Annotated in this window: 13 protein-coding genes and 1 tRNA gene; 7 read left to right on the top strand and 7 right to left on the bottom strand. The window is 45.5% G+C overall.

Annotation, left to right across the window (positions count from 1 at the left end; all coding sequences use genetic code 11):
* Window positions 1-128 precede the first annotated feature (128 nt).
* The 5 genes from D0A37_RS13540 (at window position 129) to D0A37_RS13520 (ending at window position 5,994) form a co-directional block, all read left to right on the top strand.
* Window positions 129-689 (top strand): paraslipin, encoded by a 561-nt coding sequence (locus D0A37_RS13540; RefSeq protein WP_242724870.1) that lies wholly within the window; start codon window positions 129-131, stop codon window positions 687-689.
* 185 nt (window positions 690-874) lie between these two features.
* Window positions 875-1,330 (top strand): type IV pilin-like G/H family protein, encoded by a 456-nt coding sequence (locus D0A37_RS13535; RefSeq protein WP_242725515.1) that lies wholly within the window; start codon window positions 875-877, stop codon window positions 1,328-1,330.
* A 106-nt stretch (window positions 1,331-1,436) separates the two neighbouring features.
* Window positions 1,437-1,964, top strand: coding sequence for a type IV pilin-like G/H family protein (locus D0A37_RS13530; protein ID WP_242724869.1), 528 nt, complete (start codon window positions 1,437-1,439; stop codon window positions 1,962-1,964).
* A 10-nt stretch (window positions 1,965-1,974) separates the two neighbouring features.
* A complete protein-coding gene (locus tag D0A37_RS13525; RefSeq protein WP_242724868.1) occupies window positions 1,975-4,794 on the top strand; it encodes an LpqB family beta-propeller domain-containing protein in 2,820 nt (939 codons plus the stop codon).
* Window positions 4,795-4,935: 141 nt separating this feature from the next.
* A complete protein-coding gene (locus tag D0A37_RS13520) occupies window positions 4,936-5,994 on the top strand; it encodes a potassium channel family protein (RefSeq protein ID WP_242724867.1) in 1,059 nt (352 codons plus the stop codon).
* A 42-nt stretch (window positions 5,995-6,036) separates the two neighbouring features.
* Here the strand turns inward: D0A37_RS13520 and D0A37_RS13515 are convergent, their stop codons facing one another.
* The 3 genes from D0A37_RS13515 to pyk all read right to left on the bottom strand — a co-directional run bounded on the left by D0A37_RS13515 (window position 6,037) and on the right by pyk (window position 9,531).
* Entirely contained in the window at window positions 6,037-7,248 is a 1,212-nt protein-coding gene (locus tag D0A37_RS13515; protein ID WP_242724866.1) for an RNA-guided endonuclease InsQ/TnpB family protein, read from the bottom strand.
* Window positions 7,249-7,577: 329 nt separating this feature from the next.
* A tRNA-Thr gene (locus tag D0A37_RS13510) sits at window positions 7,578-7,649 on the bottom strand.
* A gap of 94 nt (window positions 7,650-7,743) precedes the next feature.
* A complete protein-coding gene (gene pyk, locus D0A37_RS13505; protein WP_242724865.1) occupies window positions 7,744-9,531 on the bottom strand; it encodes a pyruvate kinase in 1,788 nt (595 codons plus the stop codon).
* 432 nt (window positions 9,532-9,963) lie between these two features.
* Here pyk and crtR point away from each other — a divergent pair, with 432 nt between their 5' ends.
* Window positions 9,964-10,854, top strand: coding sequence for a beta-carotene hydroxylase (gene crtR, locus D0A37_RS13500; protein WP_242724864.1), 891 nt, complete (start codon window positions 9,964-9,966; stop codon window positions 10,852-10,854).
* A 161-nt stretch (window positions 10,855-11,015) separates the two neighbouring features.
* On the opposite strand, the gene aroH is transcribed toward crtR, so the two are convergent.
* From aroH to D0A37_RS29015, 3 genes are all read right to left on the bottom strand, one after another.
* The gene (gene aroH / locus D0A37_RS13495) at window positions 11,016-11,423 is read right to left on the bottom strand and encodes a chorismate mutase (RefSeq protein WP_242724863.1); all 408 of its coding nucleotides are present in this window, start codon (window positions 11,421-11,423) and stop codon (window positions 11,016-11,018) included.
* Between the two features lie 124 nt (window positions 11,424-11,547).
* Window positions 11,548-12,366, bottom strand: coding sequence for a signal peptide peptidase SppA (sppA, locus tag D0A37_RS13490; protein WP_242724861.1), 819 nt, complete (start codon window positions 12,364-12,366; stop codon window positions 11,548-11,550).
* A 219-nt stretch (window positions 12,367-12,585) separates the two neighbouring features.
* On the bottom strand, window positions 12,586-12,720 hold the full coding sequence (locus D0A37_RS29015; RefSeq protein WP_278187198.1) for a hypothetical protein: 135 nt from the start codon (window positions 12,718-12,720) through the stop codon (window positions 12,586-12,588).
* A 134-nt stretch (window positions 12,721-12,854) separates the two neighbouring features.
* Here D0A37_RS29015 and D0A37_RS13485 point away from each other — a divergent pair, with 134 nt between their 5' ends.
* On the top strand, window positions 12,855-13,931 hold the full coding sequence (locus D0A37_RS13485) for a DMT family transporter (RefSeq protein WP_242724860.1): 1,077 nt from the start codon (window positions 12,855-12,857) through the stop codon (window positions 13,929-13,931).
* A gap of 182 nt (window positions 13,932-14,113) precedes the next feature.
* On the opposite strand, the gene D0A37_RS13480 is transcribed toward D0A37_RS13485, so the two are convergent.
* Window positions 14,114-14,548, bottom strand: a complete 435-nt coding sequence (locus tag D0A37_RS13480; RefSeq protein WP_242724859.1) for a hypothetical protein — start codon at window positions 14,546-14,548, stop codon at window positions 14,114-14,116.
* Window positions 14,549-14,560: the final 12 nt, after the last annotated feature.

Below are 14,560 nucleotides of genomic sequence, written 5' to 3'. Positions count from 1 at the left end.
TGAGTTAGCACTTTTATGACTCGGCGATTGAAATTGCTTCTTGCTAAACAAAGCCCCTCTCTAAGAGACTAAGAAATCCCTATCAACTGTCAACTGTCAACTGTCAACTATTTACCAGGAGATTCACTATGTATCAGTATTTTTTGATGGTGTTGTTTGCAATTACCGGAGTATCCTTAGCCAGCAGCGTAAAAATCGTCCGTCAAGGAGATGAGGCTTTAGTTGAAATTTTCGGAAAGTACGATCGCAAGAAACTCGAACCAGGTTTAACATTTCTGATTCCCTTTGTCGAAACAGTCGCCTATAAACAAACTCTGCGCGAGCAAATTTTAAACCTAGCACCGCAAGAATGCACGACGCGCGATCGCCTTGCTATCACGGTTGAATTTATTGTTTACTGGCGAATAATTGACTTAGAAAAAGCCTCCTACAAGGTGCAGAATCTCAAAGAAGCGATGTTAAATATGCTGATTCTTTCAATTCGGACTCACATTGCAACATTATCTCTGGAGGAACTTTACACGGCTCGCCATCAAATCAATAATGCTTTAGTAGAGGAGTTGGATACAGCGACAGAGCCTTGGGGTGTGAAGTTTACGAGAGTGGAATTGCGCGATTTTGCGATCGGCAGTAAAGTGGTTCAGCCAACATCCATTGACCGGAAAGAAGTACAAAAGCTGCGAGCTTAGAGATTAGTATTTTCTCCTTTTCCTCGTTACCAGGCTCTTCCTGGTAACGCAGATCCAGAGGCTCTGCCTCGCGGACTTTAATCCACCTTGTATATACCATTTAAGGAGACAATACCCTGACTAAATATCAAGAATCAAGTATTAGCAATTCAGCTTATAACGGTTGCGGGGGTTTATTGCTTTTAATGGGCATTGGGGTAATTGGCGCGATCGCTCTGCCATCATTATTTCAGGATACAACATGTGGTAATACTCCGACAATGGAACCGAGACAGTATGTTGGCTCAATGAACCGCGCACAGAAAGCCCTATTTATAGAAAAAAGTGCTTTTGCTACTTCTTTTGATGCTTTAGGACTTGGCATTAAAACAGAGACAACAAATTTCAAGTATTCCATTCGGGCCACTAAGAAAGCAGCATTTAATTATGGAGTATCCAAGAAAAAAGACTTAAAAAGTTATGTCGGCGGTGTCTTTATAGTTCCTGCTAAAAACTTTGAGCCAAATGCTGCTAAAGAGGAAAGAACTACAACGTCCATATTGTGCGAAGCTGATTCTCCCGGTACAATTAACCCAGCGGAACCCACCTATGAAAATGGTAAAATTGCTTGTGGTAAAGGCACAACACAATTGCCCCAATAATCTAACTCTACGCAATATAATGACAGTCGATTACAATATCAAATCGGCATTCAATTGAGATTTACCGGACTAAAGTCCTTACAACAAATAGAGAGGATACAAAACAATGAGTCAACAAAATTATAAATCAGCTAGCCTTGCATCGAATGTTGGTGGATACTTAGTGTTTTTAATGGTGATGGGAGTATTGGCTTCGGTAGCTGTGCCATCCTTTCAGGTTAAGCTTAGGAACAACAAGCAATGGGAACCCAGAATGTATATTAGCTTAATCAACAAACGTCAGCAAGCCTATTTTGCCGAAAAAAGTGTTTTTAGCACTTCTGTTAAGGCTTTAAGAATTCGCATTATTAAAACCGAGACAGAAAATTACAAATATTCCCACCATACAACAAAAAAAGCAACATTTAATTATGGAGTCTCAAAGCATAAATATCTTAAAAGCGTTGTCGGTGGAGTTTTTGTAATTCCTGCTACAAAAGTTGAGTCAAATTCTTCTAAAAATCAAATAACGACCACATCTATATTGTGCGGAGCTGATTCTGCTGGTACAATTAAACCACCAGAACCAACTTATCAAAATGGTAAAATTGCTTGTGCTACAGGCACCATAGAACTGAGACCAACTTATGACTAGAGGCTAGATCATGACAGTCGATTACCAATATCAAATCGGCGGCAGTCTCCCGCAAAATGCACCTACTTATGTAGTGCGACAAGCTGACTCAGAACTTTATCAAGCCCTCAAAGCCGGAGAGTTTTGTTACGTGCTCAATTCCCGACAAATGGGCAAATCCAGTTTGCTAGTGCGAACTGTACAAAAGCTCTCGGCTGATGGCATTGCCTGTGCTACGATCGACCTTTCGGACATTGGCAACCAGCAAGTCTCTCTAGAGAAGTGGTACGGCGGCGTCGCTTACAAGCTATTGTGCAGTTTCAACCTGTTTAACCCAGTCGAGTTTATGACTTGGTGGCAGGAGAGAGAATTGATGTCGCCAGTGCAGCGCTTAGGAGAGTTAATTGAAGAGTTACTACTGGCAAAACTTCCTCAACCTCTTGTCGTTTTTATTGATGAAATTGATAGTGTTCTCAGTTTCAAAGAACCGCTAGATGATTTTTTTGCCCTAATTAGAGCTTGCTACAACAAACGCGCTCAGAAGTCAGAATACCAGCGCATTACATTTGCTTTGCTGGGAGTAGCTACGCCATCGGATTTAATTAGCGATGCAGCTCGCACCCCGTTTAATATTGGTTTAGCTATTGAATTGCACGGTTTTAACTTACAAGAAGCTCTGCCTTTAGCAAAGGGATTTGAGGGAAAAGTAGACAATCCTCAAGAGGTTTTAAAAGAGATTTTGTATTGGACTGGAGGGCAGCCCTTTCTGACTCAAAAGCTTTGCAAGCTGATTCTGCACAATGTAAAAAGCTTAGCAACGGCTTCTATTATATCCAACTCGACGGATGAAACTACGACTGAAATTATTACTACCAATCAATTATTAATTAGCGAGATAGTGCAATCTCATATTATTGATAATTGGGAATCATCCGATGAACCAGTACACATCAAAACAATTCGCGATCGCCTTCTTAGAAATCACCACCACGCCAGTAGGTTATTAGGATTATATCAAAAAATATTGCAACCCTTTGATCCCCCCCAAACTTACTTAAAAACGGGCGAGGAGATGCCAGAACCCCCCTTTTTAAGGGGGACAGGGGGGATCGGGGCCGATGATACTCCCGAACAAACAGAATTGCGGCTGAGCGGATTAGTAGTAAAACGAGCCGGAAAATTAACCGTCTACAACCGCATTTACGCAGCTATATTCAACCAAAACTGGGTAGAAACAGCACTCGGCGACTTGCGCCCCTATGCCGAATCTCTAACAGCATGGATAGCTAAAAACTGTCAAGATGAATCTCGATTGTTGCGCGGTCAAGCACTGGAAGATGCCAGAAAATGGGCGGCAAATAAAAGCTTGTGTACCCAAGATTATCAATTTTTAAATGCTAGTCAAGAAGCGGAATTAGACAAATTCCGCTCTCAAGAAAAACAGAATCAAGCTGAAATAGAACAACTGCGACGCGAAAAAAAGTTACTAGAAGAACTCAGCGAAGCACAAAAGCAGAAAAAAGTGATTGCAGCTAAACTTTGGCGCGAGCAACAACTGAGAGTGCAAACAGTTACAGCAGCAGCAGGAATAGTGATATTAATTCTGATAGGAGCCTTTTGGATTAAACCATCAATCGAAGAAAGAAACAATAAAATTCTCACTCTCACTCTACTATCAGAAACGCTATTTTCTGCCGATAAAAAAGAGGAATCTCTGCTAGAAAGCATTAGAGCTGTTACAGAAATGAACCGATCGCTCGGAGTCAGCTCAGATATTCAGATGCGAGTGGCGATCGCCCTCGAACAGGCAGTTTACAGCTTCCGGGAACGCCGCCGCTTGCAGAGTCAAGCCAGTAGCCTTGCTTTCGTGAGTTTCAGCCCCGACAGCCAAACAATCGTGACTGCTACCGATGATAATTATATCAAACTTTGGCGAACTAATGGAACTTTGCAAGCAACATTGACAGGACATACTGATAAAATTATCAAGGCAATTTTTAATCCTAACGGTGAGATTATTGTCTCAGCCAGCGACGACAAAACTGTAAAAATTTGGCAAAATAATGGCAAATTAATCCATGATTTAAAAGGACATAGCGGTCAAATAACAAGCGTCTCTTTGAGTCCCGATGGTAAAATACTTGCTTCAGCAAGTACCGATGGAACAGTTAAACTATGGAAAATCAACGGTGAAGAATTGTTAAGTTTAAAAGTGGAGCAAGGTTGGATAACTAGCGCGACTTTTAGCCCAGATGGTCAGATAATTGCTGCGGCTGCAACTGATGGTACTGTTAAACTTTGGAGTTTGACAAAGCTTGTGGAAAAGTTGCAAAAACAGCAGTCCATCGAAGCAAGCACCGATATCCAATTGCTGCGAAGCTTACAAATTGAAAATGATAAAATTATGACTGTAACTTTCAGTCCCGACGGAGCAATGCTGGCGACTGCAAGCGCTGGGGGAACTGCGAGAATTTGGAGCAAAGACGGCAAACCGCTAAGTATTTTAAAGCATACAAGTGGATTGACAAATATCAGCTTTAGTCCCGATAGCCAAATGTTGCTATCTGCAAGCACAGACAAAATGGTAAGGCTGTGGAACATTGACGGTACATTGCTCCAAACTTTAAAAGGTAACAAGGATGCTGTTTGGAGTGCGAGTTTTAGTCCAGACGGCAAAGCGATCGCTACTGCTAGTGCTGACGGTACAGTGATGCTGTGGAATTTTAATCTTGACGATTTGCTGGTGCAGGGCTGCAATGTCGCCCGCAATAATTTTCAGACAAATCCGATCGCAAATCAAAACAATCGCCACCTCTGCGACGGAATTGAAACTCAGTCAGGACTCAGGTAAAAAAAACCGGGTTAAAAATCAAAATGTTGAGTTTGGCAGCAAAGTATCTAGGCAGAAACCGGCTTTTTGACCCCCCCCTGCGTCTAGGGCTGATATGGTTAAATTTGGTAGCAGCTAATAGGTAATAGGTCAGCCCGATCGGTGTATTCAACTCTAGAACAAAAGTACCAGCGCCTGCAAAAAGACTTAAGAAACGGAGTCATCGCCCTTGGCGGCATTTTATGCACGGGTACTCTCTGGTATTGCCTCGTGGAAAAATGGTCTTTGCTAGATGCCGCTTACATGACAGTATTTACCCTAGCAACTGTGGGCTACGGTGAACTTCAGCCCCTCGGTCGACGCGGGCGATTGTTTACTATATGCCTGATTTTGATGGGCGTGATTGTGATTGGTTTCATCGTCAACCGCTTTACAGAAGCGCTGATTGAAGGATATTTTCAAGAAGGAGCAAGAATTAGGCAGCAGCGACGATTGGTAGATTCTTTGATCGGGCATTACATTCTCTGCGGTTTTGGGCGCACGGGCCGCCAAATTGCCTTGGAATTTCAGGCCGAATATATCTCTTTTGTGGTTATAGATTCGGCGGTACAGTCGGTTGAGGCAGCTTTGGCGCTGGGGTACACGGCTGTCCAAGGAGACGCGACTCTGGACGAAACTTTGGTGAGTGTGGGGATCGATCGCGCAATTTGCATAGTAGCAGCTTTGCCTTCGGACGCCGAGAATTTATACACTGTCATGTCAGCGAAAACTCTGAATCCGAAGGTACGGGCGATCGCCCGCGCCACCACAGAAGAAGCCGTAAAAAAGTTGCAGCGGGGCGGCGCCGATGCCGTCGTATCCCCCTACATTACCGGCGGAAAACGCATGGCGGCGGCGGCTTTGCGGCCTCAAGTAATGGATTTTTTAGACGGTGTTTTGACCGGGACTGATAGTTCTTTTTACATGGAAGAATTTCTGGTCGATCCCAATAGTTGTGTCTACGTCGGGGAAACTTTGAGAAATGCCAAGTTGCGATCGCAATCCGGGGCCTTGGTTTTAGCGGTGCGGCGCGCTGGCGGGACTTTGATTGTCGGGCCTACCGGAGAAACTGCGATCGAAGGAGGAGATATGCTGATTTGTTTGGGCACTGCTGAACAACTGCGAACTCTCAATCAAATCCTCAGTCCCCTAAGTTTTCGCATCCCCCGGCCCCCGAACTAATACGATGCCCGGTTTCTTGTCAGGAATTTGACACTCCCCGTGCTAAAGCAGCGGGGATTCTTTGTTCATAGACCCAACTTGCTCAGACTGGATTACTCCAGCCAAAGTAGAGGTCGAATCTCCCAAAGCGGTCGGATCTAAGATCCAAGTTCCGGTATGCCCTACCGTACTCAAAGCTAATTTTAGGATGTTGATGGCGGCATTCCAATCTCTATCTATGACAAATCCACACTTACAAACATGGGTTCTCATAGATAGAGATTTTTTGACTATTGCACCACAATTAGAGCATTCTTGAGAAGTATAGGCAGGATTAACCGCTACAGTTACTTTGCCAAACTTCACCCCAAAATACTCTAGCCACTTCCTGAATTGATACCAACCTACATCATTAATCGATTTAGCGAGACAGGGATTTTTTACTAAGTTTTTAATCCTCAAATCTTCATAAGCGACCAAATCGTTAGATTGGATTACGCAACGCGCTAGTCTTTTAGCGTGTTCTTCACGTTGCCTACTTATTTTGAGGTGTACTCGTCCTAGTCGATTAATAGCTTTCTTGCGGTTGGCAGAGCCTTTCTTTTTGCGATAAACACGGCGTTGTTTAAACTTCAACCGCTTTTCGCCTGTTCGATAAAATCTGGGATTATGCTCGGTATGACCCTGGGAATCGGTATAGAACTCTTTAAGTCCAACGTCTAAACCAACAGTCTTTCCTGTCGGTTCGACCTCTACTTTGTTGTCAGCGCTGAACAAAAACTGAACATAGTAGCCATCAGCCCGACGTACCAGCCTAACCCGTTTTATCTGGTCTAACTGATAAAAGTTTAAATCCCACGTTCCTTTGAGTTTTAGCTTGCCAATTTCTTTTTTGTCGGTGAAAGTGATTTGTTTCCGAGTTTCAGCAAGTTTCCAGCCGCTAGTCTTGTACTCGACTGAGCGACAATTTTTCTTGAACTGGGGATAACCTTTCTTTCCTGGAGTAGCTTTTCTGCAATTATCGTAGAACCGAGCGATCGCAGAATAAGCCCTTTCCACCGAAGCTTGACAAGCACTAGAGTTTAAAGCTTTAACAAAGGAAAACTCTTCTCTTAGCACTGTGCTGTGACGATACAATTCTTTCTGCCCTGTTCCTTTGTTGTCCATCCAAAAACGGACGCACTTATTCCGAACGAGTTGAGCAGTTCTGATTGCCTCGTCTATTGCTGCATATTGAGTTGTCTTTCCTTTAGCCTTGAACTCTAGGACAAACATTTTACGTGGAAAATCTTTACATTAAAACCGTAGCAGAAAATCCGTCCTAAAAGGACGGGGCTTTAGACCCAATTTTTTTGGTAAGTCGTCTCTCGATCAATGCTTCCCCGAAAAAATAAATATTTTTACAAGGTGCGAAGACAACCTGGAAAAATCTTTACTGTTGATTTAAAAAATTCACCATCTCCACCACCACACAAGGATTTAGGGCAAATAAAAATGCTCTCGGCTACTTTGCCGAGAGCATTTTTGAGCAGTTAAACTGCGTTTTGCTCACAGTTTGAGCTCAGTCATAGACTAAAGCATAGACAAAAATCGCTGAAACCCAAAGCCGATGGTGGGATTTGAACCCACGACCGTTCGATTACGAATCGAATACTCTACCCCTGAGCTACATCGGCACAGACAATTTTGAATTATATCACAGCCTAAGCGACAAAAGCAAGGAGTTGTAGAATTTAATTCACAACTTCACAACTCCTAGCTCACCAACAGTTAAACGGTCACTTCCGTGTCAGTTGAGCCGCCTCTGGCCCCAGAATAAACTAAACCCCGCTGCATATCGAGCGTCAGCATCGTTCCGTCCCGAATTACCCGCGTGGCATTCTTCACGCCCACCATCACCGGCACGCCCAACCGCAAACCGATAATCGCGGCGTGAGAAGTCAAACTGTCCTCCTCCGTCACCACACCGGCTGCTTTCCGAATCATCTCCACAAAAGCGACGCTGGTGTGCTCCACTACCAAAATGTCCCCGGCGTGGAAATTCGCCACATCCGCAGCAGTGCGAGCAACCCTGGCCATGCCGCTCACCGATCCCAAACCGACACCGGTGCCTTTGCCTAAAACTGCTGTCACTACCTCAACTTTGATCAAATCCGTCGATCCGGCCACCCCTTGCAGAGTACCGGCGGTCATCACCACTAAATCTCCGTCGCACACTAACTCTTTTTCCTGGGCGACAGTCATCGCAGATTGAAATGTCTGGCCGGTGGAGGGCAAATCCAACACCAGCAAGGGTTTTACTCCCCATACTAATTGCAGTTGTCGAGCTACGTCTACGTGAGGAGTAATTGCTAAAATCGGAGTTTTGGGGCGGAACTTCGAGACATTTCGGGCTGTGGCGCCGGTTTTGGTCAGCGTCATGATCGCCGCCGCGTTTAGCTGTTCGGAGATTTGGCTGACTGCTTGGCTGATACCGTTGGGGATCGATCGACCAATATCTTCTACATTCCTAATATTCCGCTTAATTCCTTCCCTCTCCATCCGCACCGCAATTCTCGCCATCGTCGCCACCGCTTCGACGGGGAACTTGCCGACAGCAGTTTCATTCGAGAGCATCACGGCATCAGTTCCGTCAAGAATCGCGTTTGCCACGTCGGAAATCTCGGCGCGGGTGGGGCGGGGATTGTTGACCATGCTGTCGAGCATCTGGGTAGCGGTAATTACCGGAATGCCTAGGCGGTTGGAGGTAGCAATCAGCCGCTTTTGCAAAATCGGCACGTCTTCGGCGGGCAGTTCCACTCCCAAATCGCCGCGGGCGACCATCACGCCGTTGCAAAGGGTGAGAATTTCCTCCATTTGTTCGATCGCCTCGTGCTTTTCGATCTTGGCAATCACTGGTACTTGCTTGCCCGCACTGGCTATCAGCTCTTTAATTTCGAGCATATCCTGGGGATTCCGCACAAAGCTCAGGGCCACCCAATCGACACCTTGGTCGAGGCCGAACATTAAATCTTTGCGGTCTTTATCAGTCAGCGCTTTAATTGACAGGTAAACTCCCGGAAAATTCACGCCTTTGTTGTTGGAAAGCGGCCCGCCGACGACGACGCGGCAGTACAATTCCCGCGCCGCGCGGTCTACTTTTTCGACCACCATTTCCACTTTGCCGTCGTCAAGCAGAATCACTGCTCCCTCTGGAACTTCGTCTGCTAGGGGGTCGTAGGTGACGGAAGAAATGAGTTCGGTACCTGGAACCTGGCGGCTGGTGAGAATGAAAGGAGCGCCGTTTTTGACAACGATAGAGCCTGTCTCAAAGCGCCCTAAACGAATTTTCGGGCCTTGGAGGTCTTGGAGGATGGCAACCGGCTGGTTGAGTTCAAAGGAGGTTTGCCGGATTAAGCGAATGCTGCGTTCGTGGTCTTCTTCTGTTCCGTGGGAAAAGTTGAGTCGCAAAGTTGTGGCACCGGCTTCTATGAGCTGGCGCAGCACTTGTGGGTCCGAAGTTGCTGGGCCAATGGTGGCGACGATTTTAGTCCGGCGTAGGGCTTTTGGCAATTGCATCAGCGGTGTTCTGGGGAGGCAGGTGGATTTCTTGTTTAAATTTCGGCTAACGTTTCATCTTTGCACTACAAGCAATGACGCTAGTCTCAAGTCTTAAAAATTTTGATAGTCGTCAAAAAAGCAGGTATTGAACAATATATAGAATATCTGACTTTTTACCGATCGGTAATCTTTTCTTGGGGAGCGCCCTTTTTTGCAAATTTTTCCGATCTCAGGCTTGACATAAATACAGACATACCCATTTATTTTGTTTCTTCTGCTGAGTTCTTTTGGCTAATCTAGGACTGGTATCCTTGTACAACAGCAATACTTTCCTGTTTGTGCAGACGCTAGTGTCTGGCGATCGAACTCTGTTCTTTCATAAAACTTTACTATTGTCTGGCTTGTATCTTATACTACGCAAGTGTGAAATATTAAGGAGTCTTAACAAAGATGTCGGAGGCAGGACGGCCGCTGACAGTGCCGAAAGAGTTTCTGAGTCCTCCCGGTGACTTCAATCCGACACTGCTGCTATTTTTGAGTGCAGTAGCGATTCTCGTGATTTCTAACTTGGGTTTCTGGTGTTGGGGATGGCCCCAGTGGTGCTGTTTTTCGCTGAACGTGTTGGCTTTGCACATGGCTGGAACTGTGATTCACGATGCGTCTCATAATGCAGCCCATCGCGATCGCACAGTTAATGCTATTTTGGGACACGGTAGCGCGCTGATGTTGGGTTTTGCTTTCCCGGTGTTTACGCGGGTACATATGCAGCATCACGCCCATGTCAATGACCCAGATAACGATCCAGACCATTATGTTTCTACCGGCGGGCCTTTGTGGTTGATTGCTGCGAGGTTTCTTTACCACGAGGTTTTCTTTTTTAAGCGCAAACTGTGGCGGAAATACGAATTATTGGAATGGTTTCTCAGCCGTTTGGTTGTGATCACGATCGTGTATATCTCGATTCAGTACGACCATTTAGGTTACGTGCTGAATTTTTGGTTTTCTCCCGCTATGGTGGTGGGATTGGCGTTGGGGTTATTTTTTGATTATTTGCCGCACCGTCCGTTTCATGATCGCGATCGTTGGAAAAATGCCAGAGTATATCCTAGTCCTATTCTAAATATCTTGATTTTGGGGCAGAATTATCATCTGATTCATCACTTGTGGCCTTCCATTCCTTGGTACAATTACAAGCCTGCTTATGAGGCTGTGAAGCCGCTGTTAGATGAAAAGGGTTCTCCTCAAACTTTGGGAATATTGGAAGGGAAAAAGGACTTTTGGAGTTTTATATATGACATCTTTTTAGGGATTAGGCTGCATCACAAGAAAGCGTCTGATTGATGACAAAAAACCCGGCTTCTCAAAGAAACCGGGTTTTTTTTATAATAAAAGCTTTTAACCATATATCCGCAGGGCAGGTTTTGTACTGTATCAAGTCCCGTAAAAAATAAACCCACCTGTAATGGTGAGTTAACTTTTAAATCAAGCCCAAAGTGAATCTATTATTTTTCCCCAGACACCGCCACCGCTAAATTCCTATCGGGGCGCAAATTTTGAGCTCCCCGCAAATAAGGATGATAAATTTCAACGTGTGCCGGCCAATTGACGTGAATTAAAAACCGAATGCAGCGTTCCAAAGCACCCTCAACGTGCATTTGCTGTACGTCCAACAAAGGAACATTACACCAGTGAGGACGTTCGCGGGCGATCGCCGCCGGAAACACAGCATCTAAATCGCGAGTTGCAGAAAACGTAGCACTAATAATTAATTCTGGATTTATATCATTTTTTGCTTCTAATTCATCTAACAATTCTCTCACCGCTTCTCGAATTGCTGCCACCGAATTCTCGCTAGCAGTAGTTGCCCCACGAATCCCCCGCACTTGCCACTCCACGCCAATTTCCTCCATTTTAGTCAGTTGTCAGTAGTCAGTTGTCAGTTGCTAGTTGTCAGTTGCTAGTTACAATTACCCATTACTAATTACCAATTACCACTGTTAACTGACTACTGCCAACTGCCAACTGACTATTTAATCACGGGCGATACATCCACAGCGGCAAACCGCTAGTAGAAAGCTCGAATTCCAGCAAATTATTGTAAGCCCAAAGCCCGGATATATCCAGACTACTCCCCAAGACGCGATTTAGGAAAGGTTTTTGTTTTTCTAGCGTGCAAGACTCGGTTTTTTCCGGGTCGAGGCCTGCGAGTTCGGCGGCAAGGCGGCGAGCGTCCTCTTCTGTTCCGAGTCGATCGACCAAACCCAATTCTAAGGCTTGCTGGCCGGTAAAAACCCGACCATCGGCAAAACTTTTGACTTTCTCAACAGCCAATTTCCGGGCTTCAGCAACGGTTTCCACAAATTGCTGGTAGCTGGTGTCGATCAAGTCTTGGAGAATTTGCTGTTCAGGATCTGTCAATTCTCGATCGAATGCCAAGATATCTTTATACGGCCCCGATTTAATCACCTGAAAAGAAACGCCTACTTTTTCTAACAGCCGTTCTAGATTGTTACCCCGGATAATCACGCCAATGCTGCCGGTAATTGTACCGGGATTAGCAATGATATGCTCGGCTCCCATGCCGATGTAAACTCCGCCAGAAGCTGAAATATTGCCAAAACTGGCAACAATTTTGACTTTTTCGCGCAGACGCTTGAGTGCGCTGTAAATTTCCTGGGAATCGCCGACAGTGCCGCCGGGGCTGTCTATCCGCAGCAGCAAGGCGGGAAATTTGCGTTCTTCAACGGTTTTGAGAGCTTCTAGGACTCGTTTACGGGTTTCTCCGGCAATGGCTCCGGTGATTTCGATACGGGCTATTTGTTTACGGTAGCGGGGCTTGAATGGCCAAATCATGGGCAGTGTACAGGCAAGGTGAAATTTTGTAGCTCACTTCTAGTGTGCCTTATTCATCGGGGTAGATGTGGTGCCTGTGTTCGCAACAGGCAAGATGCCTGTTGCACAAGAAAATTCTGGATTGTGGAACAGGCATCTTGCCTGTTCATAATGGCCACAACAGGCAAGATGCCTGTTGCACAAGAAAATTCTGGATTGTGGAACAGGCATCTTGCCTGTTCATAATGGCCGCAACAGGCAAGATGCCTGTTGCACAAGAAAATTCTGGATTGTGGAACAGGCATCTTGCGTGTTCATAATTGCCGCAACAGGCAAGATGCCTGTTCCACCTTGATTTTGTTGTGGAACAGGCATCTTGCCTGTTCATAATGGTCGAGGTTTGTGCGATCGAATTTAACTCAACAGCGATATATAATTGTAAAAATTGCTTAACAAAACTACATCATCCCCACGAGAATCAATCTCATCAATTATTTGGAGTCTCCGCCATGCAGCTAAAGCTTACCGATTCAAAATTGCCTTTTGCCCCGCTGTTGCTAATTGCGCCGTTTTTCCTGTGGGGAACCGCGATGGTAGCCATGAAGGGCGTGATGCCACACACAACGCCGCTGTTTGTGGCTGTCGTGCGTTTGATACCTGCGGGCGTGTTGGTGCTGCTGGTGGCGACATTCATGGGAAAGCCACAGCCGCAGGGTTGGAAAGCTTGGCTGTGGATTTCCCTGTTTGCTTTGGTTGACGCTACTTTGTTTCAAGGCTTTTTAGCTGAAGGTTTAGCGAGAACCGGTGCCGGCTTGGGTTCGGTGATGATTGATTCTCAACCGCTAGCTGTGGCGATTTTGTGTTTGTGGCTGTTTCAAGAAAAAATTGGTTTTTGGGGCTGGTTGGGATTAGTGATTGGCGTTGTCGGCATCAGTTTAATTGGGTTGCCGGATGGCTGGATTGTAGGGCTGTTTCATCCTGAAAACAGGCAGGTTTCTGGGGGTATCGAACAGTTGTTTCAGGGTGGAGAATGGTTGATGCTGTTGGCTGCTTTGTCGATGGCTGTGGGTACGGTTTTGGTGCGCTGGGTTTGCCGCTATGTTGACCCGGTGGTGGCGACTGGTTGGCACATGATTTTGGGCGGTTTGCCGCTGTGGGCAATTTCGGCTGTAACTGAGTCCGAACAGTTTGTGAATATCGATTTTTCCGGCTGGATGGCGTTAGGTTATTCTACTGTGTTCGGAAGTGCGATCGCCTACGGTTTGTTCTTTTATTTTGCTTCTACCGGCAGTCTAACAAGTTTAAGTTCTCTTACCTTTCTTACGCCTGTATTTGCTTTGCTGTTCGGCAATTTGTTCTTGGGCGAAGTGTTGAATCCGCTGCAATCGATGGGAGTTGGGCTGACTTTGGTGAGTATTTATTTGATTAATCAGCGGGATACTTTGGGTGAGAAATTGCGAAAAGTGCGATCGGGCGACCAGGTTAATTCTCAAGGTGAAGCGGCGGCTTTATTAGAGCCGTCAGAGTTTGATTCTGTAGACTTGCCGGTGCAGGTGCGGGTAAGCGAATTAGAATCGGAAGTTTAGATTGTTTGCGGATATTATTCTCGGAGGGGCGGGTTTTACCAACAATCTTGACAACAATTAAAAGGATAAATAAACCCGCCCCGGCCGCACGGTAAATTCAAATGTACCTCTTTTTCTTGTCTTTTGAAAGAGGTAGATGGCGATTTCCCGTTTGGTATGCCAATAGTAATTTAACCTAAATTCTAACTTACTGGATCGGTATATTCACAAAAAATATTGAGACTAATTTTGAGCAAATAGAGAACAATAATAGTAGCTATACTAGGATCGATCGGTATTCCAGACGAAGCACCCAAACCGACAACAGCAACAATTAATCCCGTAAGCAAAGGCGTACTCCCAGGATTTTTGGTATAGTCTTTGAATTGGGCCCGCAAGCCATCATTGCCGCAGAGTTCGGCGCGGAGAGTTTTCAGCGTGACTTGCCATAGGGATTTGCCGTTTTTTGGTTGTGCAAAGGATTCAAGATTGTGGTTTTCAACCCACAATTCATCAAAACTGGTGTCAAGTCTGCCGTTGTGTTTTTCCAGCATGGCAAAGGCTTCTTGGGCGGGAGCGTAATCTTGCAACATCAGCCGCTTTTCATTCATTTCGGCGGCAGTTAGTATCGGTTCCATATTGTTAATTGC

Origin of the sequence: Microcoleus vaginatus HSN003, from assembly GCF_022701255.1 — a bacterium.
Classification (GTDB): Bacteria; Cyanobacteriota; Cyanobacteriia; order Cyanobacteriales; family Microcoleaceae; genus Microcoleus; species Microcoleus vaginatus_B.
The sequence above is the reverse complement of the archived record's forward strand: the minus strand, read 5'-3'. Positions and strand labels throughout refer to the sequence as shown.